Origin of the sequence: Burkholderia sp. S-53 (assembly GCF_025560745.1) — a bacterium.
Taxonomy (GTDB): Bacteria; Pseudomonadota; Gammaproteobacteria; order Burkholderiales; family Burkholderiaceae; genus Burkholderia; species Burkholderia pyrrocinia.
Genome location: NZ_CP090484.1, coordinates 2,030,860 through 2,056,746 on the forward strand (window position 1 = coordinate 2,030,860; position 25,887 = coordinate 2,056,746).

The following is a 25,887-nucleotide window of genomic DNA, read 5'->3' on the forward strand; positions in this document are numbered from 1 at the left end:
CTTCGACGCGGGCCGCACCCGTTTATGCCGTAGCGTCGGTCTCGACCGCGAGGCCGGCCGCCTTCCACTCCGGAAACCCGTCTTCCAGCCGCGCGGCCTTGAAACCGCGCGCGCGCAATGCGGCGACGGCCTCGAACGCGAACACGCAGTAAGGGCCACGGCAATACGCGACGATCTCCGTGTCGGCAGGCAACTCGCCGATGCGCGCTTCGAGCTCGCTCAACGGCATGTTCACCGCGCCGGGCAGGTGCCCGAGCGCGAATTCGTCGTGCGGACGCACGTCCAGCAGCGTGACGAGCCCGTCGGCCAGCCGCGTCGCCAGTTCGTCGCGCGACACCGGCTCCAGCGCATCGCGCGCGTGGAAGTAATCGCCGAGCACCTGGTTGACCTCGGCGACGTTGCGCTCGCCGACGCGGCCGAGCGCCTTCATCAGCACGACGACCTCGCTGTCGCCGGCGAGGCGATACACGATGTGCTTGCCGCGCCGCTCGGTATCGACGACGCGTGCGCGCCGCAGGATCTGCAGGTGCCGCGACGTGTTCGCGAACGTCATCCCCGACAGCGCCGTCAGTTCCTCGACCGACCGCTCGCGCTGCCCGAGGTGCTCCAGCAATTCGAGCCGGTTCGGGTGGCCGATCGCCTGCGCGACCTCGGCGAGGCTCGCATAGATCGCTTGCTTGGGTCCCGTGCTTGACACGTGGCCTCTCCTTGGTCAATCATTCGTCAAATTAATTGAATGTTACCGCATCCGCGGGACCGGGGCAATCCGATGATCCTCAGACCATTCCTGCCTCCCGATACGGGACGCATTTCATACCGGTTCGGCTGCGGCGGCAAGGCGGCCGGCGCGGTCGTCGATCCGGCCGACTTGCCCGACGACTCCCTGCGCGCGGCCAACGCGGGGCGCCGTGTGGCGGGAGGCTGACGCGATGGCGAATCTGGCGGCGGCGCGCGGCGGGCGCGCGATCAGGCTCGGCCTGCGCGAGAACTGGCGGCAGTTCGCGCTGCTCGTGCTGGTCAACGCATTCGTCGGCGGGATGGTCGGCATCGAGCGCACGGTCGTGCCGCTGATCGGCTCGGAGCAGTTCCATCTCGAATCGACCGCGCTGATCACGTCGTTCATCGTCAGCTTCGGGCTGGTCAAGGCGTTCGCGAATCTCGTGTCGGGCCAGCTCGCCGACACGTGGGGGCGCAAGCGCGTGCTGGTCGCCGGCTGGCTGCTCGGCCTGCCCGTACCGTTCATGATCATCGCGGCGCCGGACTGGGAGTGGGTGGTCGCCGCGAACGTGCTGCTCGGGCTGAGCCAGGGGTTCGCGTGGTCGATGACGGTGATCATGAAGGTCGACCTCGTCGGGCCGAAGAGCCGCGGGCTCGCGGTCGGCCTGAACGAATTCGCCGGCTATTTCGCGGTGGGCGTGACCGCGTTCCTGACCGGTTATCTGGCGAGCCGCTACGGGCTGCGGCCGATGCCGATCTATCTCGGCGTGTTCTACGCAATCGCGGGCCTGCTGCTGTCGATCCTCGTCGTGCGCGATACGCGCGCGCATGTGCGGCTCGAAAGCGGCGGGCCGGCCGGCGCGTCCGCGCTGTCGTTCCGCGACGTGTTCATGCTGACGTCGTTTCGCGACCGCAACCTGTTCGCGGCGTCGCAGGCCGGCATGATCAACAACCTCAACGACGGGATGAGCTGGGGCATCTTCCCGCTGTTCTTCACGACGCTCGGGCTCGGCATCGAGCGGATCGGCATCCTGAAGGCCGTGTATCCGGTCGTGTGGGGAAGCTGCCAGATCGTCACCGGCCCGCTGAGCGACCGGTGGGGGCGCAAGGGGCTGATCGTCGCCGGGATGTGGGTGCAGGCGGCCGGGCTCGCGCTGACCGCGCTGACGGGGCAGTTCCGCTGGTGGCTCGTCGCGAGCGTGTTGCTCGGCCTCGGCACGGCGATGGTCTACCCGAGCCTGATCGCGGCCGTGTCCGATGCGTCCGAGCCCGGCTGGCGCGCGCGTTCGCTGAGCGTGTACCGGTTCTGGCGCGATCTCGGTTATGCGATCGGCGCGCTGTCGGCCGGCTTGATGGCCGACCGCTTCGGCTTCGCCGCGGCGATCCTCGCGGTGGCCGCCGTCACGTTTGCGTCCGGCTGCGTCGTCGCGCTTATGATGCGGGAACGCCACTGACTGGGTTCCCCGATATGGACGCGCCGCTCCCGCCGCTGCATGCCCCGATTGCCGAAACCTCATCTGAAACCGAAGCCGCCGCCGAGCCGCGCGCGTCGCGTCTGCATCGGCCCGTCGCGCTCGTCACCGGCTCGACGTCGGGGATCGGCGCGGCCATCGCGCGACGCCTGGCGGCGGACGGCTACGCGGTGATCCTGCATTCGCGCAATTCGGCCGAGACCGGCCGTGCGATGGCGCGCGAACTCGGCGCGGCTTACGTGCAGGCCGATCTCGCCGACGACGCCGAGCGCGTGCGGCTGATCCGCGACGCCCTCGCCGTGCACGGGCGGCTCGACGTGCTCGTCAACAATGCGGGGATCAGCCGCGTGATTCCGCACGACGATCTCGCCGCGGCGACGCCCGACGTGTGGCGCGAGATGCACGAGATCAACGTGATCGCGCCGTTCCGGCTCGTCGCCGAAGCGCAGGCCGCGCTGCTCGAAGCGGCGTCGCACGGGCGGGCCGGGTGCGTCGTGAACGTCAGCTCGCATGCGGGGGTGCGGCCGAAGGGCGCGTCGATTCCGTATGCGGCCGCGAAGGCCGCGCTCAATCACACGACGCGATTGCTGGCGCGTACGCTCGCGCCGGCGATTCGCGTCAATGCGGTGGCGCCGGGGTTGGTCGATACGCCGCTGACCGCCGACTGGACCGAAGCGCAGCAACTCTGGCGCGAACGCGCGCCGATGCGCCGTGCGGCGACGCCGGACGACATCGCGCAGACGGTCGCGATGCTCGTCGCGTCCGATTACGTGACGGGTGAGATCGTGATGCTCGACGGGGGCTTGAACCTGACGTGACGCAGCGGGGCGACCACGCGGGCGACGTTGCGCGCCGACGCGACCGGGCAACCGGGCAACCGGGCAACCGGCCGCCTCGCGCAGGCATCTCTCGCAAGCGCCGAAGCCGCTGCCCGGCCAACGCGGCCGATGCGGCCGGCCCGGCCAACCCGGCCAACCCGGCCAACCCGATCAGCCGAGGCTCGTCCGCAGCCGTGCGAGCGCGCCGTCGTGCGTGCGTTCGAACTTCAGCGGCGTGATGGCGACATAGCCTTCGCCGAGCGCGACCGTTTCCGAATCCGGGTCGTCCTCACGCGGCGCACGGGCCAGCTTCAGCCAGTGATAGTCGATCTCGCGCGGGTCGCGGCCCGACACGATCTCGATGCCCTGCAGCGTGCCCGCGCCCTGGTTCGTCACCTTCAGCCCGCGCACGTCCTGCGCGGGGCGGGCGGGGAAGTTCACGTTGAGGCACGCGTCGCTGGCCCAGCCGGCGGCGACCAGCCGGCGAATGACCTCGGGCGCATGCGCAAGCGCCGTATTCCACGGCACCGCGTTGCGATCGGTGAACGCCTGGCTCAGCGCGACGGCCGGCACGCCGACCAGCATGCTCGTCATCGCGGCGCCGACCGTGCCGGAAAACACCGTTTCGGTGCCGAGGTTCGCGCCGCGATTCACGCCGGACAGCACGACGTCGGGCCGCGTTTCCTTCATCAGGTGGCTGACCGCGATCGCGACGCAATCGCCGGGCGTGCCGCGCACCGCGAAGCGTCGTTCGCCTTTGCGATGCACGCGCAGCGGTTCGTGCAGGCTCAGCGAATGCGACGTGCCGCTCTGGTCTTCCGCCGGCGCGACGATCCACACTTCGCGTGCCAGTTGCATGGCGACCTGTTCGAGCACTTCAAGGCCGGGGGCGTCGAATCCGTCGTCGTTGGTCAGCAGGACACGGTCGAACAGCGGGCGGGTTTCTGGCATCGGGACGATCCTCGCGGAGATGGCGATGGGAGGGGAGTGCAGCGCAAGCCACAAGGCTAGCACCGCGGTGCGGAAATCGTCGTGTCGCGCCATCGATGCAGACGTGAAAACGGGCGCATTGCGCGCCCGTTCGTCGATGGCTGTGCCGCTCGTGAGGCGGAGCGGATTCGCTTATCCAAGCAGGTGCCGCAGCAGGCCGGCCGACGCGACGCCGACGATGACGGTCGGCAGGATCGACAGGCGTGTCGCCGCGATCAGCGTGACGGCGAGCGCGAGCAGGTCGGCGGGGCGCGTCGACACGAAGGCCGGCGCGATCACCGAAATCAGCACGCAGCCGGGTACGTTCTCCATCACCGATGCCATCCGCGGGCTGAGCGTGCGGTTGCGCAGCAGCACGTAGCCGAGGATGCGCGACAGGTAGGTCGTCGACGCCATCAGCACGATCGTCGCGACGGTGCTGAAATCCGGAAGCTCAGGCATCGCGCGGCTCCCACAGCAGCGCGGCGATCAGCCCGGCGCATGCGCCGGCCGCGACGTACCATGCGCCGGGCACGGCCAGGTGCGTGGCCGCCGCGACGACGAGGCTCACGAACCACGGGCGGCTCGCGCGCATGCCCTTCCACATCCCGCGCAGCAGCACCAGGAATACGGCTGTGAACGCCATGTCGAAGCCGTACTGCTCGACGTTGCCGATCGTCGGGCCGACCGCCGCGCCGAGCGTGGTCATCGAGATCCACGTCAGGTAGAGCCCGACGCAGATGCCCGCGTAATAGGGGATGCTGATGTGCGTGGCCGAGCGCGAGCGCGCGTCGGCGAGCGACATCGCCCAGCTCTCGTCGCACATGAAGAACAGCGCGATGAACGCGCGGCGGCGCGGCAGGCGCCGGATATACGGCTCGAACGCCGCGCCCATCAGGATGTGGCGCGAATTCACGAGGAACGACATCGCGACGATCAGCGCGATGTGCGGCGGCGAGGTCCACAGGTGGATCGCCGCGAATTCGGAGCCGCCGCCGAAGTTCAGGCCCGTCATCATCGGCACCTCGAACAGGCTCAGCCCTTTTTGCGCGGCCTGCGCGCCCAGCACGAGCGCGAACGGCACGAAACCCAGCATGACGGGCAGCGCCGCGCGCAACCCGCGGCCCATCTCGGCGACATAGGCGGGCTTGTCGCGAAGCCCGGACGACGTTGAAACGCTACTGCTCATTACTCCTCCTTCGGGGGAGGGATTGTCTGCTTTTTTGACTCGAATCGGGTTGCGTTGTGGCCAGATTTTTATGAGAATTTGGCATTGAACGCGTGATTCGCGAATTTATTGGAATCGGATGCCAAATGAAACTTGACGCCATCGATCGCCGGATCCTGAGCGCGCTCCAGCGCGACGGCCGCATGCAGAACGTGGAGCTTGCGCACGAGGTCGGGCTGTCGCCGTCGCCGTGCCTGCGACGCGTGCGGCTTCTCGAGGAAGCCGGCGTGATCGAGAAATACGTGGCGGTGCTGAATCCTGCGAAGGTCGGCAAGGGGCTGACGATCTTCACGCGCGTGTGGCTGAAGGGGCAGGACGCGGAATCGGTGAACCGTTTCGCCGATGCCGTCCAGCAGATGCCGGAAGTCGTCGAATGCCACCTGATGGCGGGCGACTGCGATTTCCTGCTGCGCGTCGTCGCCGCTGACATCGACGACTACCGTCGCTTCCAGATGGAAACCCTCACGCGCATTCCCGGCGTGCTGAGCGTGAAGACCGACATTCCGATGCAGAAGGTCAAGCTCACGTCGGCATTGCCGACCTAGCGTTTGCGGGCGCGTGGCGGCGAGTCGGCGAACGGTCACGGCGCGGCGACAATCACCCGATAAACTGGCGGGACATGCCGCTTCGTCCGTATCGCCCGTGCCGTCGTGCGACGGTCGATGCGCAAGCAACTAACGGTCAATGTCGACGCGATCGGGCAGGCGGCGCTGCGCGCCGGGTCATGCGCCGGCGCGAATGCATTCCTTCTTGTCGGGCCACTCATGCAGCCATTCAACACGCCGTGGAATTCGCTGGAAATCGTCAAGCTCGTGCTCGGCGTGCTGACGCCGTTGTCGGTCGCGTGTCTCGGCTGGCTCGTCGCGCGCCGGCTGAAGCGGCTCGAACTCGTGCAGTGGACCAACCAGCGGCTGATCGAAAAGCGCCTCGCGCTGTACGACGCGGTTGCGCCGCAGCTCAATGGGCTGCTGTGCTTCTACACGTGGATCGGCTACTGGAAGGACATCTCGCCGGACGACGTGATCCGCGCGAAGCGCGACCTCGACCGCACGTTTCACATCTACCGCTACCTGTTCGACGACGACGTGTACGACGCGTATCACACATACATCCACGCGCTGTTCGACATGCACACGGGCCCGGGCCGCGACGCGCGGATCCGCTCGCTCATCCAGGCGCCCGATGGCGACCGCAGCGTACATGGCTCGTATGCGTGGAAGCCGGCGTGGTCCGACCGTTTCTCGACCGCGAATGTCGTGCCCAAGGACGACGTGCTGCGGCATTACACGCACCTGATGGAACGGCTGCGCGTGGCGCTGGGCGCGACGCGCTGACCGCTCGGCATCGCGCCGCGCGCCTCACGCCTCACGCCTCACGCCGGTATCGAAATCCGCCACCCGGCGGCGCGGATTCTCACCCTCACGTTTGCGGCGGATGCGCGGCGCGGCTGCGGCTGACATGCTGTCCCGCATGTTCACTCGCGCGAGGTCCCGATGTCCGTCAATACCGGTTGCCAGCCGCTGATGAGCCGCCCGCTCGGTGTTGGCCGGCGGCGCCTCTTTACCGTCGATTCCGCCGATTCTGTCGATACGCATGAAGTGTCGTTACCCGCCGAAGCGGAGATCGGCGACATCGTGTTCATCCGCGTGACCGTGAGGCCGTTTCTCGAAGTGGCGAGCGCGACGCGCTCGTGGACGAATCACGTCGGGATCGTCGTCGGCGAGCGCGGCGGCGAGGTGCTCGTGGCGGAGAGCACGTTTCCGCTGTCGCGCGTCACGACAATGTCGCGGTTTCTCGCACGCTCGGATCGCGGCGCATGCGTGATCGCGCGCCTGAAGCAGCCGCTCGATGCCGCGCAGCGGCACCGGCTCGTCGACGCGGCGATGCGCCGGATCGGCGTGGTGTACGACACGGGTTTCAATCTCGCGTCGCGCCGGCAGTTCTGCTCGCGTTTCGTGCGCGAAGTCGTACGCGATGCGACGCGGATCGCACTCGGCGACGTCGAGACCTTCGACACGCTGCTGCGCCGGAATCCCGATCATCCGCTCGGCTTCTGGAAGATCTGGTATTTCGGCCGGATTCCGTGGCGGCGGCGCACGGTGACGCCGGCGAGTCTGATGGACAGCCGGGATTTGCGCGTGGTGGTGGATACGCGCGATCGCGCCGACGATGCGTGCGCGGGCGGGGATCAGGCGGGAGGCGGGGCAGGCGGGCCGTCAGTCGCTGGAGGCACTGGCGGCTTCACGCAGGTTCGGACCCTGGTGTGACTCAGGCGAACGAGATCACGAGTTTCTTGCCGCACGCGGCGGCGTACTTGCGCAGCGTATCGATCGACGGCGAGTGCTGGCCCGTCGCGAGCGCGCGTTCGAGCCGCGTGACGGCGGGTGCCTTCGTGCCCATGCGCTCCGCCACATCGGCTTGCGACAGACCGGCGGCGTGCCGGGCGGCCAGCATCGCGTCGAGCAACGCGAATTCCTCGCGGTTCAGCCGGTCGTATTCGGCGCGTACTACCGGGTCGGCCAGTGCGCGTTCGCGCAGTGCCATATAGGTTGCCATATCGAATCTCCTTCAACCGGCGGCGCGCGGTGTCCAGTTCTTTCTGCGGCGTTTTCTGCGTCTTCTTCACGAAGCAGTGAAGCATGACGATCCGCCGGTTGACGACCGCGCAGTAAAACACTCGGGCGATACCTTCGAGGCCATTCAAGCGCATTTCATACAAACCGTCGCCCATCGGCCTGGTGTGAGGTTCGCCCAGGTTCGGGCCGTACTGCTCCATGCGATCGGCGAGTGCGAAGAACCTGGCGGTCAGTGTTTTCGGCAACGCAAATATGCCGGCTTCGACTTGCTCGCTGAAGAAATGGATTTCATACGCGACGGTTCGCATAGTAACAAATATGTTATTTCCTTGCAAGAAGGAGCGCCGTCGCGTACGTCGTGAGGGCGGCTCGCCGGATGCACGGAAGCAGCGGAGAAACGCTCGTGCGCTTCTCTGCTGCTTCGTTGCTGATGTGCGAGCCGGATTGTTTGTCGGCGGCCTGAATTCGACCAGTCAGCCGAATGGATAACGGTCGTGCCCGTGTGATTCGGTAGGACGCGGGATCAGTTCCGTCCCGCCACCGCGAGCCGCGCGGCGAGTCCGACGAACACCGTGCCGAGCAGATATTGCGGCAGCTTCGACGGGCGGCGGCGCGCGCTGATCCGCTGGCTCAGCCGGCTCGCGGAAAGAATGACCGCGCCATTCACGACGATCCCGATCAGGTTCAGCACCGTCGCGAGCACGAGGATTTGCACGGCGATCGAACCGTGCTCGGGCCGCACGAACTGCGGGAACAGCGCGAGCACGAACAGCGCCATTTTCGGATTCAGCAGGTTCGTCGTCAGGCCCTGACGGAAGATCGTCGCGGTCGTGTGGCGATGCTGCGATGCGACGGGCGACAGCGCGGTCGCATCCGAACGGAACGTCTTCCATGCGAAATACAGCAGATACGCAGCGCCCGCGAAGCGCACGGCGTCGTAGGCGATCGGCACGGCCAGAAAGAGCTGCGACAGCCCGAGCGCGGCGGCCAGCGCATGACAGTACGTGCCGGCCTGAATGCCCGCGAGCGTCGCGAAGCCCGCGCGCCGGCCCTGGCTCACGCTGCGGGACGCGATCAACAGCATGTCGGGGCCCGGCGTGGCGGTCAGCGCGAGACACGCGCCGGAAAACAGCGCGAGCGTGGAGAGGTCGATCATGGAAGTCCCTTTCGTCGGAGCGACGCGAAAGGGACGTCAGTTTAAGAGGCGGGTCGAAGCCGGTCAATCGAGCGCATGGACGATGATCTGGCGCTGTGGCGACACCAGGCGCCGATACATGCGTCCCGCCTTCGACACGATGACGCGGCCCGCCGCGGACTCGACGGCGCACGCAGGTGCGGCGTCATGCGCGCGCGGCAGGCGCACCGGTCAGGGCTTGCGACACGCGACCTGATAGTCGATCACGGTGTTCTCCGACGGCTTGTCCGGCTCGCCGCCGGCGGTCGTCACGCCGAGCACGCCGGCCGTGTTCCGGTAGCGCAGCGCGCAATACCCCATGCCGGTGCCCGAACATGCTTCGGCTTCGATGATGCCGTGCTTCGCGAGCGTGGCCGCACCGTCCATCGCGTCCGGTTTTTCACGCGGACGCAGCGGTTGCCAGCCATGCGCGATCAGGATCTTGCGCGCCGCGTCGAGCGGCTTGCCGTAGACGTTGGGCACGACCGCGCGGCCGTGGCAGTCGGTGCGTTCGGCGGCGACGCGGGTCAGGCGCAGGCCGCCGTTCTCTTCGCGCAACTCACCGACGGGCGGCGCCGGGCCGTCGCCGCCCCAGATCAGCAGCGCGCCGCTTTCCAGCGGGTCGGCCGAGCCGAGCTGCCAGCCTGCCGTGCGCGACGTATAGCCGAGCGCGACGAGTGTCGTGCCGTCGAACACGCCGATGTTGCCGTTGCGTGCGAAACAGATCGCACTCGTGCCGGGCTTGAATCCGCTCGCGAACGTGACGACCGTGTAGCGGCCGAGCGGCGCTTCGGACGTCACGATCCAGTCGCGCTTCGCGACGTCGCGGCCGGCTGCCGTAGTCGTTTTCTTCACGCGGTATTGCGCGCAGAAATCGTCGAGCGAACCGTTCTCCGGCGAGCGCGGCAGCACACCGAGCGGCACCAGCGACGCGCCCGCGATATCGGACGCGGTGTGTAGCGGTTCGGCCGATGCCGTGCCGCCGAGGGCGGCGCAGGCGAGTGCGGCGATCGATGCGATGCGGCGGATGAGAGGCAGGTGAGCAGGAAGGTGGAACAAGCGGAAGGACCTTGAAGGAGCGAGTGTGATGAGGGTTACGCGCCCCTGAACAAGCATGTGCCGCTCCCGAGAGAGGCCGAGGCCACGATCTCCGATCCTGACGGCTTCAACGTTGTCACGGCGGCGCTGAAGTCTTCGACTTTTCAGCGTTCCTGCGTGCGATACTTTGTCGAACGGCATCGAATAGTCGCCACGCACCTTGTAGTCCGTCAAAACTGCTGACTACGCGAATTCGCTACTGTAACATTCAAGTATGAGCACACTGTTGAACGAGAGCCAGATTCGGAAGCTTCTTGGCAAGCACCTGCGCGTTGCAGGCCTTGCCAAGGGGGCTGCATTGATTTCCGAATTGTGCGTGGCCGACTTTGGTCGCAGGGCCGATCTGGTTCTCGCTAACGGCAGGCTTTCTGCCTTCGAAATCAAGAGCGATAGCGATGACCTGTCCCGGTTGGACGGTCAAATTGACACGTTCACGAAATACTTTGAATCGGTGACGATTGTTTGCACTCCGAAGCACACTGCCAAGGTGCTGGCGCGAGTGCCAACCGAGGTCGGCGTTTGGGAGGTGGCCGATGGTAAATTCGTCGAAGTCAGGAGTGCAGTTCACGCCGAGATCTTCAACAAAATAATATGGTTGAGCTATCTCCCGGTGACTGAGCTGAGAAATGTTCTCAAGCGACACGGGATTCGCCCCGATGGCTTGCGAGCCGATTTGGTTGAGCAGGCTCGACAGCTCGCGTTGTCCGATTTGCGGGCAGATGTCTTGAATTACATCAAACGACGCAAGCGTGTTATTTCCAAGCGCCTGGAGCAGCGGGGGGCGGGGCTGTCGAACGAAAACCCGCTCGATGCGCATCGTCGCCAAGTCGAATCGTTCATTGCTCGTTGCGGTATTGTTCCAGGCACGCCAGCCCTTCCTCGGCGTGCCTGATTCGCGCCTGATTATTCGGGCTGATCGTCGTAGTCGTCGTCCGTATCGTTGGCGATACGCTCCGAGAAGTCGATCTGTCTGGTGAGATGAAGGTTGACACGCACCGCAATCCACGATTGTGGCGCCGCGCCGTGAGGCCTTCCGGCTGCTGCCTCAATGATCATTCGGTCGCCCCAAACTTCGGATGCTCCGATCTCGGGCATCGTGCTCAAAATCGCATCGGCGCTTTCGACATAGCCTCGAGTTGCGTCCTGCGTTCCCGGACGCCGTTCGAAATACCATTCGAGTTCCAGCGGGTAATCGATTCGCGGTGACCATCGCATGATCGGCTGATCATCGTAGACGACCGCATGAATCGAGCCATAGTCTCCATACGTGCTGACTGGGGAACCGCCAAGCGATTGATGGAATGTTCTCTCCAGGACGTCGATGCGTCCGCGCTGTTGGCTGGAGTCGGCGAACGTAGTGGGGGACGCGGGAAAGCTACTTGCCAGCACCGAGATGTAAGACGCAGGATGCTGTTCGCGAATGGTATTGATCGTTGCTGTTGCCGCAGCTTCATAAGCACTGACGGCCGGGCGAATGTATTGCGTGTCGACAAACACGATGGCGTTGTTGATGTCGTCCAGGCTGCTCAATGCTGCGACAACGAGTTGAGTCTCCGCATTGAAATCCCGGATGCGGAAAGCGACTTTGCCTCGCGTGCGTTCGAAGTGGCGAGCCTGCTGGATGATGTCCCGTTGCGGCGCATGGTCACCAAACTGAATCGTCGGCACCGCCAGAGGTTGCGTATCGATAAACGCGCGCCACGCCCCGAATGCATTGTCGGAGCGCGTCAACGTTCTACTCGATTCGGTATGGTGGCGCGCATCGATGGGCAAATCGAGGATGTAATTTCTGTCTCCCATGGCCTCGGCTGCTTTCTCGGCGGAGCGGGAAAATTCCTCCGATCGCGGCCATTTCCCCAGCGTAATCAACGGGAGGATTTTTTCCTTTCGATCATTGTCCAGCTTCGCCAACCCTTTCAGCTCCGCGACTCGAGTTCGTAGTGTCGGATAATAATTGAATCTGCCAAAATCAATCTGGATCATCTTTATTGGCACTCGTGTATGCCACTGTCGTGATTTCGATGTGAATCTGATGGAATCGTGACGCTTGTCTCGCTGTATCGCGCACCAACCAGCAATCCGAACAAGCCATCGAACATGCCGTGATGCCCGTTGATCTTTTCTGGATTCTCTCTGATGCGCTTTCGCGGCCCACTTTTTCGATGTCGAATGTCGTGTGTGAAGTGGTGCCGCACCACGTTATCACGAGGGAGTGGTTTGACGCCGCGATTGATGCGTCATCATGTGATCGGCGTTAATTTCGAGATTTTTTTATTCGACTGGGGGGCGCGCAAATGCTGCGACTGACGGTGTTGCTCGGTGTAATGGTGAGCAAGTGCCGTGCTGATGCGGATGTTTAGAGAGCGTTACAAAGTGCCCAATAAATGTCGGCAGGGCTTCTTTAGGCCTTGCCTGTCTCGGCATCTTCTCGAAGTGGTGGCGGATCGCATATTTCGTGCCGGACAATCAATCCTGAAGTGCTGTCAATTGCGTGTCGAGTGCATCGAGGGGCGCGTCGAAACCCGGCTCAGGTTCGGTTGTCCGATGTGGGCGATACGTAGCGGATTTGCCGTTTCTTATTGTGCAGAACACGTCGATCGATGTATGGCGTTCTTGTGCCATGGTCGATGTGCGTGTGAACGATGAGCGGTGGCTCGGTTCGAAGACGGTTGGGCAAACCAATCGTGGCAAGCGATGCGGGCACGAGTGTCGAGGCGTACCTGACGGATCGCGCCCGTTCTCGCTCAGCCCTTCGCGACGACGTCGATCCGCAGCGCGTCGCCGCCGGCGACGATCGCCAGCAGCCGGTCGACGTTCGGATGCGCGCCCGGACGGTTGCGCGCGTCGGCCGTGTGCTCGGCGAACACCGCGAGGCCGTGCTCGGCAGCCTTCGCGTCGAGCGTGCCGAACGCCTGCTTCAGGTAGTGGTACACCGCGAGCGAGCCCTGCTTGCCCGGCTGGTTCTCGATCGTCGCGACCACGTCGCCGTTCGCGCCGACGAGATCGATGCGCGCGATGCCGTCGATGGCCGGCAGTTGCGCGAGGTTGTCCTTGAATACTTGGGTCGGTTGAATCACTGAAAACACTCCGTCGGTTCGGTCATGGGCCAAAGAGCGTGGCCGGCCGTATCTTATCCGATCGGCTTCGGCGCCCCGGCCGGCGCGCCGCATCACTGCCGCATCACCGCCCGGCGGAGGCCGGCACGCCAGCATCCCTCGAGCGCTCGATGTCCGGGCTGCGATACGCGCGCTCGGGAATCTCGGCGAGCCGCGATGCGTGCACCTGCCGCGGCGCGAGTCCGTAGAACCTCTGGAAACTCTTGACGTCCTCCCCAGCCTGAAGGCGGGGAATTCCCACGACTGGCGATGCACGTCCGCATCGGAGAATGTTCAACGCGGCGTTGATATCACGATCATGCAAGACACCACAGCCACTGCAGGCCCACTCTCTTATTCGAAGTCCCGCGATACCTTTCGGCCGCGTCGTGCTGTCTTTCGACCCGCACGCCGAACAGGACTGGGTAGAACCGCTTTCGTCCACTTCCTCGAACGTGGCTCCGTGCGCCATCGCCTTGTAACGGAGCTTGTTTCGGAAGGACGACCAGGATGCGTCGTAGACGCTTTTCGCCATCCTGGTTCTGGCGAGTTTCGCGGCCGACACATTGCCGACCACGATGTAATCGAAACGTCGCACCAGATCGAGTGCGAGCTTGTGCTGGAAATCTGCCCGGGCATTCGCTACCTTGGCGTGCAGCTTCGCGATATGCCGCTTGTGTTTCCGCGCCCGTTGGGCTTTCGCAAGCTTGTCCGCCGCCAGCCGACCGAACCGGTCGTTGGGTAGCTTCTGACCGGTCGAAAGTGTGGCGAAGTCTTTCAGGCCAAGATCGATACCGACACCGGAACGGATCGGGCGCGCCGGCACATCGGGCATCTCGATCACGACGTTGAGGAACCAGTTGCCGCGCGCATCCTGCGCGAAGCAGGTTCCGTCCTTGATTTTCCCTTCGGGAAGTGGCCGACTGTTGAACACGCGGAACGTATTGCCGGCAAAGCGAAACGCATCACGTTCACGCTTCAGGTCCCGACCTTTCAGAGGCACCCAGCCAAGAGACTTCCTGCCGCGATAGCGCAGGTAAGGGCGTCGGCATTGGCCGCGCGACTTCGCGTATTGCTCGCAGGTTGCGTTAACCGTCCCGGAATGGATGCCGAGTTCCTTGCTGCTGCCAGTTGTCAGCACGTTCAGGTCGAAACCCGTCGGCCACTTCTTGCTCCACTTGAGCGCGTGCTTCTGCGTGTCATTGCAGAAGTTCCAGACGTAATTCACCGCACGGCTCTGCTTGTTAAGCAGGCCATTGAGCGACTTCACGCGGTATCGGTAGACAAGGATCATGCTGATCACTCTAACGCCGGAATGCTGTCTGTCAACGGCATTCCTTTCCCTCTCGCAATGAATGGAAGGGAGTAAGGGCGCAACTGATGAGTCTGGTGCTCGAATGCACAGCGGCGAAACTGACCGCTGTGCCGCACTTGTCTATGTCGTGTCCATTTGCTCGACGATCGTTTCCGTGCCGGCACGACCCCGCCGGCAGCGCGCGCGCTTTTCCGCTACAGTAGGCAATCACCGGCCGCGCCTGCCGCGCCACGCGCGCACGCGCGGCCCTGTTTCGCAAATGCACACGAGGGCCCGATGGACACCGAGCAACGCTACACCGCCAACGCGCCGACGCGCGCGGAAGTCGACGCACTGGGCGGCGCCACCGTCATCGAATTCGGCACGAACTGGTGCGGCATCTGCGCGAGCGCGCAGCCCGCGATCGTCGCGTCGTTCGCCGCGCATCCCGCCGTGCGCCACCTGAAGATCGAGGACGGCCCGGGCCGCCCGCTCGGCCGCTCGTTCCGCGTGAAGCTGTGGCCGACGCTCGTGTTCCTGCGCGACGGCGTCGAAGTCGCACGCGTCGTGCGCCCCGCCGACGCGAAGCAGATCGAAGCCGACGGTTTCGCGGCGCTGGCCTGAGGTCATGGCGATGCAACAGGCCATCACGCACATCGGCGTCGACACGCGCGGCAGCGGCCTCATCGAATTCACGCCGCAGGTGCGTGCGTTCGTCGACCAGCAGGCGATCCGCACCGGGCTGCTCACGGTGTTCTGCCGTCATACGTCGGCGTCGCTGCTGATCCAGGAGAACGCCGATCCGTCCGTGCGGCGCGATCTCGAACGCTACTTCGCGACGCTCGCGCCCGAGGACGCCACGCGCTACGAGCACGACACCGAAGGCGCGGACGACATGCCCGCACACCTGCGCACCGCACTCACGCAGGTGCAGCTGTCGATTCCGGTCGAGCACGGGCGCATGGTGCTCGGCACCTGGCAGGGGATCTACCTGTTCGAGCATCGTCGCGCGGCGCACCGGCGCGACATCGTGTTGCATCTGATCGGCGAATGAACGGGAACATGGGCGGCAACGCGTGACCCGGCGGTAACGCGTGACGTAGCGCCGGCATGCGACGCCGGGTGCGCCGTCTCAGGCGAGCAGCTTCTCGACGAGCGCGCCGAGCTCACGCAGGTGGACGGGCTTCGGCAGGAATTCGTCGAATACCTGCTTGTTCTCGCGCAGCGCGGTCGATTCATACGCGCTGACGCCGAGGATTGCCGGATGCCGGCCGTCGTCGTCGGGCTGCGCGACCGCGCGAATGCGCCGTGCGACTTCGAAGCCGCTCAGGTCCGGCAGTTCGAGATCGAGCACCACGATGTCGTAGCGGCTCGCGCTGAAGCGCGCGACGCCTTCCTGCCCGGTGCCGCACAGATCGGCATCGATGCCGAGCGCCGACAGCATCGCGCCGAGCGTTTCGCGCGCGTTGTCGTTGTCGTCGACCACCAGCGCGCGCCGGTCGCGGTGCGCGATCGCGTGCGGCAGGGCGGGCGTGTCGCCGGCCGCATTGCCGGCCAGCGCGGTATCGGGCACCTCGGCCGGCAGCGTCACGACGAATTCGCTGCCTTCGCCGACCACACTGCGCACGTCCACATGCCCGCGCAGCGTCGTGACGATTTCGCGCACGACGGCGAGCCCCATGCCGATCCCGTCCACGTGCAGCCCGACCGCGTCGTTCGCACGATAGAACGGCTCGAAGATTTTCGACAGATGCTGTTTCGCGATGCCGGCGCCGGTGTCGCGCACGGCGATCTTCAATTGCTGGCCGGCTGGCGCGTCGACGAGCGTGATCGACACGCCGATCGACCCGCCGAGCGTGTACTTGACGGAATTCTCGATCAGGTTCGACAGCACCTGCCGCAGCAGCTTGCGGTCCGAGCGGATCGCGAGGTCGTGCGGCTCGACCTGCTGCGTGACCGCGATCCGCTTGGCCGCGATCTTCTCGCGCAGCGGTTCGATCACCTCGGCGAGCAGCGGCGCGATGCCGACGGTGTCCAGTTCGGCGAGGCGTTTCGTCGAGCGCAGCTTGATGTAGTCGGTCAGGTCCTTGACGAGCGCTTCGAGCGACAGCGCGGAATTCTGCAGCCGCCGGATCGTCTTCAGGTTCGCGTCGGATTGCGGGCGCGCGAGCAGGATCTCGATCGACCCGCAGATCGCCTGCAGCGGCGTGCGCAGCTCGTGGCTGACCATCCCGAGGAACGCGTTCTTCGCCTCGATCATCTCGAACGCGCGATCGGACGCCTTGCGCTCCGCATCGAGCGCCGCGTCCTGCCGTTCGAGCAGGTCGTCGCGCGTGCGCATCGTATAGAACAGCAGCAGGAACAGTGCACACAGGATCACGCCGAGCACGATGCCGAGGATCAGGATCGCGCGCTGCTTTTCCTTCAGCTGATGGAACGTGAAATCGCGCTGCGCCATCTCGATCGCGCGGAAGTAGTTCGCGAGGCCGTTGACCTTCGGCCAGTACGCATTGACGTCGTCGATCACCTGCTGCGCGTGCTTCGGCGAGTTGCGCAGCAGCGGCACGTCGCGCTTCAGGCGCGCCATGAATTCACCGAGCGCGTCGATCTCGTTGCGCGCGCGCGGGATCCGCAGCCAGTATTGGGACACTTCGGACGGCCGCTGCAGGAACCCGAACGACACCGACAGGCTGTCGAGCTGCATCTGCACGTGATCGAAGTCGTCGTCCTCGTGCGTCGCATAGAGGATCAGTTGCCGGTCGAACCGCGTATAGACGTTCCGGTATTGCGCGGCCGTCCAGAACACGCCTTCGCGCGGCCCTTCGAGCACGCCCTCGTTGACCGATGTCGCCAGCAGGTCCCACAGCAGGAACGCCCACGCGGCGAATCCCGCGATCCACAGCGACCCGAGGACCAGGATGATCTTTCTGTTTTTCCGCCGCCGCCGCGTCATTTCACTTCACGGTCAGGCCGATGATCTGCCATGCGAACTTCGCTTCGCCGAGCGGCGTCTTCAGCTCGTCGGGATACTGGTCGCGCGGATACATGATCCACAGCGGGCCGTAGTTGTCGTTGCCGAGCACCCTGCCGTTCATCGTTCGCGCGAGGATCACGCCGTACCGGTTGGCGTCGGACACGGGGATCGTGAACGTGTATTCGTCGATGCAGCGGAACTCGATCTGCGTGCCGTGCGCGCCGACGATCTTCAGCACGTCGGACAGGCGCGGGCCGGTGAAGGTCGCCTTCGGCGTCCAGCTCGTCGACGTGACGATCGTGTGCTGCGGCAGCGCCATCAGCGCTTGCTCGGAAAACACATACGCCGTCTTGCCCTGCTGGTTGCTCTTGTCGATCTTGCCGTCGACGGTGAACGTAAACGACGAAGCGGCCCATGCCGCGGCGGCCATGCCGAGCAGGCAGGCGGTCAGCAGGCTCTTGGTCCAGATGGTCGAAACTCGCATGTGTTTCCCTCGGTCGTGTAGTTGTGATGTGTCGTTGTGGTCTCAGTTCGCGGCGGCCACGGCCGGCAGCGTGATCTTCAGTTCGCGCGCCACTTCGGCGAACAGGATCGGCAGGCGCACCGGCTTCTCTTCGCAGCGCGCGTTGTAGTGCGACACGATGTGCGCGATTTCGTCCTCGCTGGCTTCGCCGGTCGAGATCTTGCCGGTCAGCAGGAAGATCGGCGCGCCGCTATTCTCGCTCGAACGGATGCCGCGCACGAGCTCGGCGGCCGTCTGGTCGCCCAGCATCCAGTCGAGGATGTAGCCGTCGAAATCCTCGACCTCCAGCGCCTTGCGGAACGTCGCGCCGTCGAAGTACGGGATCGCGTTCACGCCTTTTTCGATGAAATATTCACATACCGTTTCGGCGACGTCCTGCGAATCGTCGACCACGGCGATCCGCGCCGCATACACGTTCGGCTGGGTCGAGCGCAACTCGACGACGTCGACCGGATACGTGCGCCCTTCACGGGCATGTTGACGTTCCGTAACAATCCATTCGCCTTGCCACTGCAGCGCGACGAAATCCGTTTCGATCTGGCTGCTCGCTTTCGCCGAGATCGCAGCGCGGCAGCGAAAGCGCCGCGATTCGATCACGAGCGTCGCGTCGACCATCTCGGCGGCGGCCGGCTGCGCGCCCTTGTCGTCGAGCAGGATCGCGGGCGGCACGCCGAAGTGCGTCGCGATGTCCTGCAACTGCGACAGGTTCCACGGGATCAGGCCTTTCATCTTGCGCGTGACGACCGAGAAACTGAGGCCAAGCACATTCGCGATCGTCGTGTTGTGACTGCGCGGCGGGATGCCGTTCCGGTTCAGGAGGTCGCGCACCTTGTTGGCGGTGATCAGATCGACGTTGGCCTGCTCGCTGTTGGACATCTCGATGGGGTCTCCAGGGGGTTTTGGGCGAGGACGAGCATATCAAAGGTGACGCGTCACGCAAACTTCGAAAAAGCGAAGGACCTTGACATGCCATTTTTCTCCATTATTATTGCTCACCACGTCACCTTTGTTTGTCGCGTCATGTTTGGGGATCGATACCGGCGATAACCGGTAGGGCGAAAAGCGACGGCAAGGAAGCGGTGACGGAACGATTCGAAGAGAGAACCTGAGAGAACCTGAGAGAGCCTTGGATAGCGTGTCGGCGTCGGCGGATTGTATCCGCTGCGCCGCGCGCAGCCGGGTGCGAGCTCACGGGGGTGAAAAGCTCGAAGAATTGCGGCGCAAATAAAACTTGAGGAAAGTACCAATGTACCGCCGTTTACTCGCACCGGGGCTGCTGTTGCTGTTGGCCGCGTGCGCGCAGGACCCGTCCGTGACCAGCAACACGGTGCGGATCTGCGACGACACCGGCTGTTCCTATCGTCCTAAAGATCAGGTCTCCTACCAAAAGAAGGACGATGCGGAAGATCGCGAAGACCCGCGCATCGTCGCGCTGAAGCAGGCCGCGAAGGCCCAGCCGAAGGCGGCCTACGATCTCGGCCTGCGTTATTTCCGCGGCGACGGCGTGCGCCAGGACAGCTACCAGGCACTCAAGTGGATGCGCGACGCCGCCGAGCGCGGCAACTTGCAGGCGCAGAAGGCGCTCGGCGGTTTCTACCTGTTCGGCCTCGAGGAGATGGGCTCCGATCCGCGCGAAGCGGACAAGTGGCTGTCGATCGCGGCCAGCCGCGGCGACAAGGAATCGAAGAAGCTGCTCGAGCTCGCGCGCAAGGCGAAGAAAGAAGACGAAGAAGACTGGAAATGGCGCACGCAATGGCGTGACGTCTATTACGGCTACTGGTACTCGGGCTATCCGTACTACGGCGTCTGGAATCAGACGTACTGGTACTACTGACCCGGGCGGAAGCAACGGGGCGGCAGCGGGGAGACCACCATCGCGCTACGCCGGGGGGCTTACGCAGTTCGCACGAACACATAAGCCGAACAACGACTCTATCGATCGATAACGACATGAAGACCAATCTTTCCCATCGTCTTACTCAAGGTGCGCTGGTCGCAGCGCTTGGCGCGTCCGTCGCGGGGTGCGGCGGCGTGGTGACACCCGGCGGCCAGAACGCCGGCGTGACGGGCGCCGCGGCAGGCGGCACGAGCGCGGGCGCCGATTCGGGGCTGCAGCGCTGCGCGTCGCCGCTCGGCACGATCGCCGTGGACGACGGCCGCAACGCCGACTGGTGGGGCCCGTTCGGCAGCGCGACCAAGATGACGACGATCGACCCGCTGCTGCGCCTGGCGGTCCAGCAGTCGAACTGCTTCGTGATCACGTCGATCGGCAACCAGAAGAGCGACGCGCGCCTGTCGCGCATCACGCAGCTGCAGCGCGGCTCGGGCGAATACCGCGCGGGCTCGAAGCAGCAGAAGGGCCAGCGTGTCGCGGCCGACTACTACATGGAGCCGCAGATCGTCATCAACGATTCGCCGATCGGCGGCATCGGCAGCATGATCGGCGGGCTGATCGGCAACGGCGCAGTGGCGGCGGTGGCCGGCCATCTGCAGACGAAGGCGTCGGTCGTGACGCTGACGCTGTTCGACGTGCGCTCGGCGGTGCAGATCGCGGCGTCGGAGGGCAGCTCGACGGCGACCAACTACGGCGCGGCGCTGGGCGGCTTCGGCGGCGGCGTGGGCGGCGCGCTTGCCGGCTTCTCGTCGACGCCGGAAGGCAAGGCGACGGTCGTTGCGTTCATCGACGCATTCAACAAGATGGTCGTCGCACTGCGTAGCTACAAGGCGCAAGACGTCAAGGGCGGCCTCGGTCGCGGTGGCCAGCTGCAGGTCAACTGACGTTCAAGGGGCGGCGGCGTGCCGCCGGCCGATTCCTGATTCCCGACGGTCCGTGCGCGCGGCGTGATCCGCGTGTACCGGCTTCGTTCATCCTTTTCGTGCCGAGGTGATCCCGATGAAAGCCGCTGCATTGATCGTTTTGACTTGTCTGGCGCTGACGGCTTGCGGCGGCGATGACGCTTCCTCGCCCGCAGCGTCCGGCGGCGGATCGGGCACGAGCAATAACGGCGGAACCGGCGGCACTGGCGGCACGGGGTCGGGCGGTACCGGCGGCACTGGAACCGGCGGCACCGGCGGCTCGGGCGGCAGCACGCTGACGCTGCGCTACGACGCACAGCCGACCGCGGCGGATCAGGCGAGCTTCCTGACGCTGCTCAACAGCGAAGGCGCGAAGGGCTACCGCTATCTCGGCGACTATTTCTACAACGCATCCAGCGGCGGGTCGCGCTCGATTTTCGTGAGCGACGGCACCGTGCAGACGTACACGTACCAGCTGCAGGCGACGCCGGCCGACATGCCGGGTTTCGTCAGTCAGGCCAACACGCAAGGCGCAAGCGGCTACCGATACGAAGGGCCGCTCACGTACGGTTATCTCTATCGCAAGGATGGCGGCTCGTCGGCCACCTACACGTACACGACGACGGGCTTGCCGGCCGACCCGAATGCATTCCTCACGCAGGCGAATGGCCAGGGCCAGTCGGGCTACTGGTTCCTGGGCCCGATGGTGATCGGATCGGTGCAGGCGAACGTGTACATGAAGAACAACGCGTCGAGCGCGACCTATACGTACGATGCGCTGGTGCCGACGACGACCGTCAGCGATTTCATCGCGCAGGCCAACAGCGAAGGCGCAAAGGGCTATCGCGCGAAGGGCGGAATGCTGTTCGGCAGCACGATCTCGTGGGTCTACGTGAAGGACCAGACGCAGTCGCCGACCTTCACGTACCAGTCGGCCGCGATCCAGGGGACCGGCGCCGCCTTCGTCCAGCAGTCGAACACGTACGGCGCGCAGGGCTCCGCGTATCTGAGCGATCTCGCGCTCGGTACGACCAGCCCGGTGATGGCGTCGTTCTACTTCAAGCCGACGAACTGCACGGGCTTCCTGTGCACGACGCTCAACCCGCTTACGCAGAACTGAACCGGCCGTTGCTCGCCGGTTGTCCATGTGCCTCGCCGCTCGCGCGGCGTCTCCGCGGGGGCCCGCCGCTTTCGGGCTCGCCCCCGCTTTTTTCCTCATTCCTTCCCCTCCCGGCCGCGCGTCGCATGTTTCGACACGCAGCCGGGACGCGTCCTGTTGCGACCCTTCACGGCATCGAATCTAGGTCAAGTTCTAAATCTCGATTCAATGACACTTGACGTGTACGAAATGGTTCATTCGGGGTGGACGCTCGAATACGCGTTTGGCATCGTCGGAATTCATTCCATCTTTTCCATGGTGAGTTCCGGCGAGGTCCTGCGATCCGAATCGGCATTGTTCGAGGTCGCGGCCCCCGCCGCGCGTCATGCCGCAGAGTTCGCTTCAATCCCTGCGCCGCTACCTGAGCATTTCGGTGTTCGGTGGCGGCATCGTCGTTACAGTCCTGGTCCTGATCGCATGCGGTCTCGGGATGGTGGCGATCGTCTCGGGCCATGTCGAGGGCGAACGGCGCAACTACCTGAACGGGCTGGAGCAGACGCTCAACGAGATCCAGGTGAGCGAGACGTCGTTCCGCAACGGCGTCGCGAATGCGCAGCTGATCTGGCGCGAGGCCAATAGCGCACCCGCATCGGCTGTCGATGCCTTCTTCCGCGACGACGAGCGCGTCGCGATCCGGCCGCATCCGTCGCTCGTGCTCGGCGTGCCCGGGCAGACCGGCGACCGCGCCGAGGTGGCGCGCTACCTGTCGCTGTCGGTGCTGCTGTCGCGCATCTGCGCGGCGAGCTCGATCAATCGCGGGCGCACGCTGGAGGGCTACCACTACAGCACGCGCACGGGCATGTTCGGGCTGGTGCCGAACCGGAACCGCGACGATCCCGCGCTGGTGTCGCCCGACGCTCGCGCACGCGTGCTGGACGCGCTGCGCATCGATTTCGAGCGCGCGTATCCGGATGTCGTCGATGCCCGCCCGCACGTGCGCTGGCTCGCGCCGTTCACCGATCCCGTATCGGGGCAGCCACGTATCCGGATCGCGGCCGAGGCGCACGACAACGGTAAAACGTTTGCGGTGCTCGTGACTGAATACCCGCCCGAGTACCTGCTGTCGTGGCTGGCCGACTATCGTCCCGAGGGCGCGTTCACCATCACAACCGCCGACGGCCGGCTCGTCGCGATGGATTCCGCCGTCGGCGACGCCGGCCGCGCGGCGCGCCTGCTGGAGCTGGCTCGGTGGCGGGGCGGCGCGTCGTCGGGCTCGCCGGTGTTCCGCGACGGCTTCCTGCTGTTTCACGGCAAGCTCGAATCGACGGGCTGGACGCTCACGTACGCGTTGTCGTGGGCCGACATCGCGACCGGTGTCGCGCGTTCGGCCGGCACGCTGGTGGCGGCGACGCTGCTGACGCTCGCGGTCATGTGGGGGTTGCTGCTGCGCTTTTACCGGAGCGAGTTCGCGCCGCTCTACGCGCGCTCGCAGCGCGTGTTCGACAGCGAGGCGCTGTGCCGCAGCGTGATCGAGATGGCGCCGATCGGGCTCGGGCTGATCGCGCGCGACGACGGGCATTTCCTGCTCGCGAGCCCCGCGTTGACGGACATGGTCGCGCGGCTCGGCGGCGATTATCACGCGCTGTCGAACCAGGTGGCTGCCGCTTGGCAGGCGCATGTCGCGAGCGGCGATGCGAGCGGCGTGCTGCACGACGATCTGCTGCTCGGCGGCGACGAGGCCGCACACCTGCACTTCGAATTCATTGCGTGCGGCGCGCGTTACCAGGGCGCGGACGTGCTGATCGCCGCGGTCGCCGACACGACCGCGAAGCGGCAGCTCACGCAGCGGCTCGAAGAGGCCGTGCGCGCGGCCGATTCGGCCAACGCGGCGAAATCGTCGTTCCTCGCGGCGACGAGCCACGAGATCCGCACGCCGCTGAACGTGATCCTCGGCAACCTCGAGCTGCTCGAGCGCTCGGCGCTCGATGCGGTACAGCATGGCCGGGTCGGCACGCTGCGCACGTCGGCAGCGAGCCTGCTCGCGCTCGTCAACGACATTCTAGATTTCTCGAAGATCGAGGCCGGCGCGATGCGGGTCGAGTCGATCGAGTTCGACGTGATCGCGACGGTCGCGCGCGAGTTGAGCGCATATGCGCCGATCGCGAAAGCGAAGGGCGTGCAACTGTTCTGCGAGGTCGACGCCTGCAGCACGCAGCGGATGCGCGGCGATCCGACGCGGCTCGCGCAAGTACTCGGCAACCTGCTGAACAACGCGATCAAGTTTACGGATGCGGGCCACGTGACCGTGCGTGTCACCGTTGCCGCCGGCGGTCACGATGCGCCGGCGTTGTCGATCGCGGTCGAGGACACCGGAATCGGCATTGCCGTCGAGGATCGGCGCAAGCTGTTCAAGGCGTTCTCGCAGGTGGATACGTCGATCATGCGGCGTTATGGCGGCACGGGGCTCGGGCTCGCGCTGTGCGACCGGCTCGTCGCGGCGATGGGCGGCAGCATCGAGGTCACGAGCGAGCCGGGCATCGGCAGTTGCTTCACGATGCGTGTGCCGCTCGGCACCGATATCGCCGCGCCTGACCGGCCGCGCGGTGCGCACGCATGCGCGCTGACGCTCGTTGCCGCGGATCCCGAGTGGCACGAATTCGCGTTGCCGCATCTGCATGCGTGGGGATTCAACGTCGACGTGTACGACAGTCCGTCGAGCCTGTCGGGCGAACTGGCGGGCCCGGTCGTGTTGCTCGGCGATCCCGACACCTGGTCGCATGGGGAACTGGGCAGCCTGCGCGGCTGTGCGCCGCTGATTCTCGCGACGCGCGACGGCCCGCTCGAACCGCACCGCGCGGGCGGTACGGTGCGCGTATCGAGTTATTCGCTCGGCGGCCTGCGCGCCGCGCTGACGTGCATCGAATCGTGTCCCCGCGAAACGGCGATTGTCCCTTCATTCGCTGGCGAGCCGTTGCGTGTCGCGATGCGCAGCCAGCGACGCACCGGGCCCTTACGCCCGCAGCCGTTCGTCGCCCGTGCATTGCGCGTGCTGGTCGCCCGCGACGAAGCCGTCGACGGATCCATATTCCGCGAGCAACTGCATGCGCTCGGCTGCACGGTGGCCGAGGTTGGGTCCGGGCGCGCGGCGCTTGAATTGCTGGCCGGAGGAGGCTGGGACGTGCTGCTGATCGGTGGCGACTTGCCCGACCTGCCCGCGCACGAACTGGCTGAAGCTGCGTGCGGCCGCGCCGCCGCGTGTGACGTGCTGGTCGTCACGTCGTATATGACACCCGAAGGCATGCGCCGTTGCATCGCGGCGGGCGTGCGGCGCGTGCTGACGAAACCCGTGACGCTCGCGCACCTGCACGGCGCGCTCGCGCCCGCGTGGCAACGGTGCGGCACGGCAAGCAGGACAGCCGATCGCGAGACGGCATTGCATGGCAGGTAACCGGCAACAGTGAATTCAGCAACGCATGTCCGAGATAACAAAGGCAGGGGACCGGCGCCTGTTGCGCGGCGGATTTCAAATCACACCGGAGGGGAAGGCCGTGCGTCACTTGGGGAAGATATTCGCACTGTTGATCGAATTCGCGACACTGTCCGAAAAATCACGGAGGGAGTTTCTGACGATGATGAACGAGTATCTGCTGATGTCGCCGGCCCAGCGGCGGCGCGCGATCAACGAATGGAAAATGCAACAGGAAGGCAGCCAGCATGACGAACCTCGCGAGTCGACGCACCGGTAGCGCGTGATGTAGGGCAGACGTGCATCGGGATCACGCCGCGCTTGCCCGTCACGCTGCCCGGCGTACGATACGCGGGTAAGATCGATTCGGGCCGGATCGCCAGCGCCGCCGTCGCCGTGTACGTTGCAGGTCGCACGGCGGATGTCCACGGCGCCCGGATTCGATTCGGCCGCTGCGCGAGCCGCGAGAGCGCGGCGCCGAAGCGCGCCTGCCCATTGGCGTGCAAGATGCGCGGCGCGCGGACGGTTGCGCCCGACCGCTAAACGAAGCCGGATTTATCTTAAAATTAAGTCATTGTCGTCCGGCGA

28 protein-coding genes and 1 pseudogene are annotated in these 25,887 nt (G+C 65.4%); 14 read left to right on the plus strand and 15 right to left on the minus strand.

Going from position 1 to position 25,887, the window contains the following annotated elements; genetic code table 11:
- Positions 1-22: 22 nt before the first annotated feature.
- Complete coding sequence (locus LXM88_RS31260) at positions 23-697, minus strand: ArsR/SmtB family transcription factor (protein ID WP_262543293.1); 675 nt, start codon at positions 695-697, stop codon at positions 23-25.
- Positions 698-769: 72 nt separating this feature from the next.
- Here LXM88_RS31260 and LXM88_RS31265 point away from each other — a divergent pair, with 72 nt between their 5' ends.
- The 3 genes from LXM88_RS31265 to LXM88_RS31275 are packed head-to-tail and all read left to right on the plus strand — an operon-like array spanning position 770 to position 3,007.
- The gene (locus LXM88_RS31265) at positions 770-925 is read left to right on the plus strand and encodes a hypothetical protein (protein ID WP_262543294.1); all 156 of its coding nucleotides are present in this window, start codon (positions 770-772) and stop codon (positions 923-925) included.
- A 4-nt stretch (positions 926-929) separates the two neighbouring features.
- Entirely contained in the window at positions 930-2,171 is a 1,242-nt protein-coding gene (locus LXM88_RS31270) for an MFS transporter (protein WP_262543295.1), read from the plus strand.
- A gap of 14 nt (positions 2,172-2,185) precedes the next feature.
- Positions 2,186-3,007 carry an SDR family NAD(P)-dependent oxidoreductase gene (locus tag LXM88_RS31275; protein WP_262543296.1) on the plus strand — a complete coding sequence of 274 codons (822 nt, stop codon included), beginning with the start codon at positions 2,186-2,188 and terminating at the stop codon, positions 3,005-3,007.
- Between the two features lie 171 nt (positions 3,008-3,178).
- On the opposite strand, the gene surE is transcribed toward LXM88_RS31275, so the two are convergent.
- From surE to LXM88_RS31290, 3 genes are all read right to left on the minus strand, one after another.
- Positions 3,179-3,958 (minus strand): 5'/3'-nucleotidase SurE, encoded by a 780-nt coding sequence (gene surE, locus LXM88_RS31280; protein ID WP_262543297.1) that lies wholly within the window; start codon positions 3,956-3,958, stop codon positions 3,179-3,181.
- A gap of 171 nt (positions 3,959-4,129) precedes the next feature.
- Positions 4,130-4,438: an AzlD family protein gene (locus LXM88_RS31285; protein ID WP_031397330.1), complete on the minus strand. Its 309-nt coding sequence runs from the start codon at positions 4,436-4,438 to the stop codon at positions 4,130-4,132.
- Positions 4,431-5,165 carry an AzlC family ABC transporter permease gene (locus tag LXM88_RS31290; protein WP_262543298.1) on the minus strand — a complete coding sequence of 245 codons (735 nt, stop codon included), beginning with the start codon at positions 5,163-5,165 and terminating at the stop codon, positions 4,431-4,433. The genes LXM88_RS31285 and LXM88_RS31290 overlap by 8 nt, the downstream gene beginning before the upstream one ends.
- A gap of 125 nt (positions 5,166-5,290) precedes the next feature.
- On the opposite strand from LXM88_RS31290, the gene LXM88_RS31295 reads away from it, so the two are divergent.
- Both LXM88_RS31295 and LXM88_RS31300 read left to right on the plus strand, forming a co-directional pair.
- Positions 5,291-5,749 (plus strand): Lrp/AsnC family transcriptional regulator, encoded by a 459-nt coding sequence (locus LXM88_RS31295; protein ID WP_006749370.1) that lies wholly within the window; start codon positions 5,291-5,293, stop codon positions 5,747-5,749.
- Between the two features lie 219 nt (positions 5,750-5,968).
- Positions 5,969-6,538 carry a hypothetical protein gene (locus tag LXM88_RS31300; protein WP_262543301.1) on the plus strand — a complete coding sequence of 190 codons (570 nt, stop codon included), beginning with the start codon at positions 5,969-5,971 and terminating at the stop codon, positions 6,536-6,538.
- Positions 6,539-6,562: 24 nt separating this feature from the next.
- Here the strand turns inward: LXM88_RS31300 and LXM88_RS31305 are convergent, their stop codons facing one another.
- Entirely contained in the window at positions 6,563-6,799 is a 237-nt protein-coding gene (locus LXM88_RS31305; RefSeq protein WP_262547117.1) for a hypothetical protein, read from the minus strand.
- Between LXM88_RS31305 and LXM88_RS31310 the strand changes: the two genes are divergently transcribed.
- Complete coding sequence (locus LXM88_RS31310; protein WP_262543302.1) at positions 6,698-7,471, plus strand: YebB family permuted papain-like enzyme; 774 nt, start codon at positions 6,698-6,700, stop codon at positions 7,469-7,471. The two genes, LXM88_RS31305 and LXM88_RS31310, sit on opposite strands and share 102 nt — an antisense overlap.
- A gap of 1 nt (position 7,472) precedes the next feature.
- Here the strand turns inward: LXM88_RS31310 and LXM88_RS31315 are convergent, their stop codons facing one another.
- From LXM88_RS31315 to LXM88_RS31330, 4 genes and pseudogenes are all read right to left on the minus strand, one after another.
- Positions 7,473-7,760 (minus strand): helix-turn-helix domain-containing protein, encoded by a 288-nt coding sequence (locus LXM88_RS31315; protein ID WP_262543303.1) that lies wholly within the window; start codon positions 7,758-7,760, stop codon positions 7,473-7,475.
- A gap of 70 nt (positions 7,761-7,830) precedes the next feature.
- Positions 7,831-8,088 (minus strand): annotated as a pseudogene (locus LXM88_RS37135) (type II toxin-antitoxin system RelE/ParE family toxin); the annotation flags it as partial.
- 215 nt (positions 8,089-8,303) lie between these two features.
- On the minus strand, positions 8,304-8,936 hold the full coding sequence (locus LXM88_RS31325) for a LysE family translocator (RefSeq protein ID WP_262543304.1): 633 nt from the start codon (positions 8,934-8,936) through the stop codon (positions 8,304-8,306).
- 210 nt (positions 8,937-9,146) lie between these two features.
- On the minus strand, positions 9,147-10,013 hold the full coding sequence (locus tag LXM88_RS31330) for a PASTA domain-containing protein (protein ID WP_262543305.1): 867 nt from the start codon (positions 10,011-10,013) through the stop codon (positions 9,147-9,149).
- 265 nt (positions 10,014-10,278) lie between these two features.
- Between LXM88_RS31330 and LXM88_RS31335 the strand changes: the two genes are divergently transcribed.
- Entirely contained in the window at positions 10,279-10,944 is a 666-nt protein-coding gene (locus LXM88_RS31335; protein WP_262543306.1) for a sce7726 family protein, read from the plus strand.
- 11 nt (positions 10,945-10,955) lie between these two features.
- On the opposite strand, the gene LXM88_RS31340 is transcribed toward LXM88_RS31335, so the two are convergent.
- The 3 genes from LXM88_RS31340 to LXM88_RS31350 form a co-directional block, all read right to left on the minus strand.
- A complete protein-coding gene (locus LXM88_RS31340) occupies positions 10,956-12,035 on the minus strand; it encodes a beta family protein (RefSeq protein WP_262543308.1) in 1,080 nt (359 codons plus the stop codon).
- A gap of 761 nt (positions 12,036-12,796) precedes the next feature.
- On the minus strand, positions 12,797-13,129 hold the full coding sequence (locus LXM88_RS31345) for a DUF2322 family protein (protein WP_175978054.1): 333 nt from the start codon (positions 13,127-13,129) through the stop codon (positions 12,797-12,799).
- A gap of 103 nt (positions 13,130-13,232) precedes the next feature.
- The gene (locus tag LXM88_RS31350; protein ID WP_262543309.1) at positions 13,233-14,441 is read right to left on the minus strand and encodes an RNA-guided endonuclease InsQ/TnpB family protein; all 1,209 of its coding nucleotides are present in this window, start codon (positions 14,439-14,441) and stop codon (positions 13,233-13,235) included.
- A 297-nt stretch (positions 14,442-14,738) separates the two neighbouring features.
- Between LXM88_RS31350 and LXM88_RS31355 the strand changes: the two genes are divergently transcribed.
- Positions 14,739-15,065, plus strand: coding sequence for a thioredoxin family protein (locus tag LXM88_RS31355; RefSeq protein WP_262543311.1), 327 nt, complete (start codon positions 14,739-14,741; stop codon positions 15,063-15,065).
- Between the two features lie 10 nt (positions 15,066-15,075).
- Positions 15,076-15,495 (plus strand): secondary thiamine-phosphate synthase enzyme YjbQ, encoded by a 420-nt coding sequence (locus LXM88_RS31360; protein ID WP_262543312.1) that lies wholly within the window; start codon positions 15,076-15,078, stop codon positions 15,493-15,495.
- 78 nt (positions 15,496-15,573) lie between these two features.
- Here the strand turns inward: LXM88_RS31360 and atsR are convergent, their stop codons facing one another.
- From atsR to LXM88_RS31375, 3 genes are read right to left on the minus strand one after another with little or no spacing between them, the layout of a single operon-like run.
- Entirely contained in the window at positions 15,574-17,394 is a 1,821-nt protein-coding gene (atsR, locus tag LXM88_RS31365; protein WP_262543313.1) for a hybrid sensor histidine kinase/response regulator AtsR, read from the minus strand.
- Position 17,395: 1 nt separating this feature from the next.
- The gene (locus tag LXM88_RS31370; RefSeq protein ID WP_262543314.1) at positions 17,396-17,899 is read right to left on the minus strand and encodes a molybdopterin-dependent oxidoreductase; all 504 of its coding nucleotides are present in this window, start codon (positions 17,897-17,899) and stop codon (positions 17,396-17,398) included.
- A 42-nt stretch (positions 17,900-17,941) separates the two neighbouring features.
- Positions 17,942-18,814 (minus strand): response regulator, encoded by an 873-nt coding sequence (locus LXM88_RS31375; protein WP_262543315.1) that lies wholly within the window; start codon positions 18,812-18,814, stop codon positions 17,942-17,944.
- Positions 18,815-19,184: 370 nt separating this feature from the next.
- Between LXM88_RS31375 and LXM88_RS31380 the strand changes: the two genes are divergently transcribed.
- The 5 genes from LXM88_RS31380 (at position 19,185) to LXM88_RS31400 (ending at position 25,579) form a co-directional block, all read left to right on the plus strand.
- Entirely contained in the window at positions 19,185-19,772 is a 588-nt protein-coding gene (locus tag LXM88_RS31380) for a tetratricopeptide repeat protein (RefSeq protein ID WP_262543148.1), read from the plus strand.
- A 116-nt stretch (positions 19,773-19,888) separates the two neighbouring features.
- A complete protein-coding gene (locus tag LXM88_RS31385) occupies positions 19,889-20,716 on the plus strand; it encodes a penicillin-binding protein activator LpoB (protein ID WP_262543149.1) in 828 nt (275 codons plus the stop codon).
- 115 nt (positions 20,717-20,831) lie between these two features.
- A complete protein-coding gene (locus tag LXM88_RS31390) occupies positions 20,832-21,854 on the plus strand; it encodes a hypothetical protein (RefSeq protein WP_262543316.1) in 1,023 nt (340 codons plus the stop codon).
- Between the two features lie 364 nt (positions 21,855-22,218).
- Positions 22,219-25,281, plus strand: a complete 3,063-nt coding sequence (locus tag LXM88_RS31395) for an ATP-binding protein (protein WP_262543317.1) — start codon at positions 22,219-22,221, stop codon at positions 25,279-25,281.
- Between the two features lie 25 nt (positions 25,282-25,306).
- The gene (locus LXM88_RS31400) at positions 25,307-25,579 is read left to right on the plus strand and encodes a hypothetical protein (RefSeq protein ID WP_412524146.1); all 273 of its coding nucleotides are present in this window, start codon (positions 25,307-25,309) and stop codon (positions 25,577-25,579) included.
- Positions 25,580-25,887: the final 308 nt, after the last annotated feature.

What these genes read in the sequence shown, in the direction of transcription:
- LXM88_RS31310 (WP_262543302.1), top strand. Translation starts at nt 6,698, where the DNA reads ATGTCCGTCAATACCGGTTGCCAGCCGCTGATGAGCCGCCCGCTCGGT.
- LXM88_RS31300 (WP_262543301.1), top strand. Translation starts at nt 5,969, where the DNA reads ATGCAGCCATTCAACACGCCGTGGAATTCGCTGGAAATCGTCAAGCTC.
- LXM88_RS31350 (WP_262543309.1), bottom strand. Translation starts at nt 14,441, where the DNA reads ATGATCCTTGTCTACCGATACCGCGTGAAGTCGCTCAATGGCCTGCTT.
- LXM88_RS31370 (WP_262543314.1), bottom strand. Translation starts at nt 17,899, where the DNA reads ATGCGAGTTTCGACCATCTGGACCAAGAGCCTGCTGACCGCCTGCCTG.
- LXM88_RS31325 (WP_262543304.1), bottom strand. Translation starts at nt 8,936, where the DNA reads ATGATCGACCTCTCCACGCTCGCGCTGTTTTCCGGCGCGTGTCTCGCG.
- LXM88_RS31400 (WP_412524146.1), top strand. Translation starts at nt 25,307, where the DNA reads ATGTCCGAGATAACAAAGGCAGGGGACCGGCGCCTGTTGCGCGGCGGA.
- LXM88_RS31390 (WP_262543316.1), top strand. Translation starts at nt 20,832, where the DNA reads ATGAAAGCCGCTGCATTGATCGTTTTGACTTGTCTGGCGCTGACGGCT.
- LXM88_RS31295 (WP_006749370.1), top strand. Translation starts at nt 5,291, where the DNA reads ATGAAACTTGACGCCATCGATCGCCGGATCCTGAGCGCGCTCCAGCGC.
- LXM88_RS31375 (WP_262543315.1), bottom strand. Translation starts at nt 18,814, where the DNA reads ATGTCCAACAGCGAGCAGGCCAACGTCGATCTGATCACCGCCAACAAG.
- LXM88_RS31340 (WP_262543308.1), bottom strand. Translation starts at nt 12,035, where the DNA reads ATGATCCAGATTGATTTTGGCAGATTCAATTATTATCCGACACTACGA.
- LXM88_RS31285 (WP_031397330.1), bottom strand. Translation starts at nt 4,438, where the DNA reads ATGCCTGAGCTTCCGGATTTCAGCACCGTCGCGACGATCGTGCTGATG.
- LXM88_RS31355 (WP_262543311.1), top strand. Translation starts at nt 14,739, where the DNA reads ATGGACACCGAGCAACGCTACACCGCCAACGCGCCGACGCGCGCGGAA.
- LXM88_RS31380 (WP_262543148.1), top strand. Translation starts at nt 19,185, where the DNA reads ATGTACCGCCGTTTACTCGCACCGGGGCTGCTGTTGCTGTTGGCCGCG.
- atsR (WP_262543313.1), bottom strand. Translation starts at nt 17,394, where the DNA reads ATGACGCGGCGGCGGCGGAAAAACAGAAAGATCATCCTGGTCCTCGGG.
- LXM88_RS31265 (WP_262543294.1), top strand. Translation starts at nt 770, where the DNA reads ATGATCCTCAGACCATTCCTGCCTCCCGATACGGGACGCATTTCATAC.
- LXM88_RS31360 (WP_262543312.1), top strand. Translation starts at nt 15,076, where the DNA reads ATGCAACAGGCCATCACGCACATCGGCGTCGACACGCGCGGCAGCGGC.
- LXM88_RS31290 (WP_262543298.1), bottom strand. Translation starts at nt 5,165, where the DNA reads ATGAGCAGTAGCGTTTCAACGTCGTCCGGGCTTCGCGACAAGCCCGCC.
- LXM88_RS31315 (WP_262543303.1), bottom strand. Translation starts at nt 7,760, where the DNA reads ATGGCAACCTATATGGCACTGCGCGAACGCGCACTGGCCGACCCGGTA.
- LXM88_RS31305 (WP_262547117.1), bottom strand. Translation starts at nt 6,799, where the DNA reads ATGCGTATCGACAGAATCGGCGGAATCGACGGTAAAGAGGCGCCGCCG.
- LXM88_RS31385 (WP_262543149.1), top strand. Translation starts at nt 19,889, where the DNA reads ATGAAGACCAATCTTTCCCATCGTCTTACTCAAGGTGCGCTGGTCGCA.
- LXM88_RS31395 (WP_262543317.1), top strand. Translation starts at nt 22,219, where the DNA reads ATGCCGCAGAGTTCGCTTCAATCCCTGCGCCGCTACCTGAGCATTTCG.
- LXM88_RS31270 (WP_262543295.1), top strand. Translation starts at nt 930, where the DNA reads ATGGCGAATCTGGCGGCGGCGCGCGGCGGGCGCGCGATCAGGCTCGGC.
- LXM88_RS31275 (WP_262543296.1), top strand. Translation starts at nt 2,186, where the DNA reads ATGGACGCGCCGCTCCCGCCGCTGCATGCCCCGATTGCCGAAACCTCA.
- surE (WP_262543297.1), bottom strand. Translation starts at nt 3,958, where the DNA reads ATGCCAGAAACCCGCCCGCTGTTCGACCGTGTCCTGCTGACCAACGAC.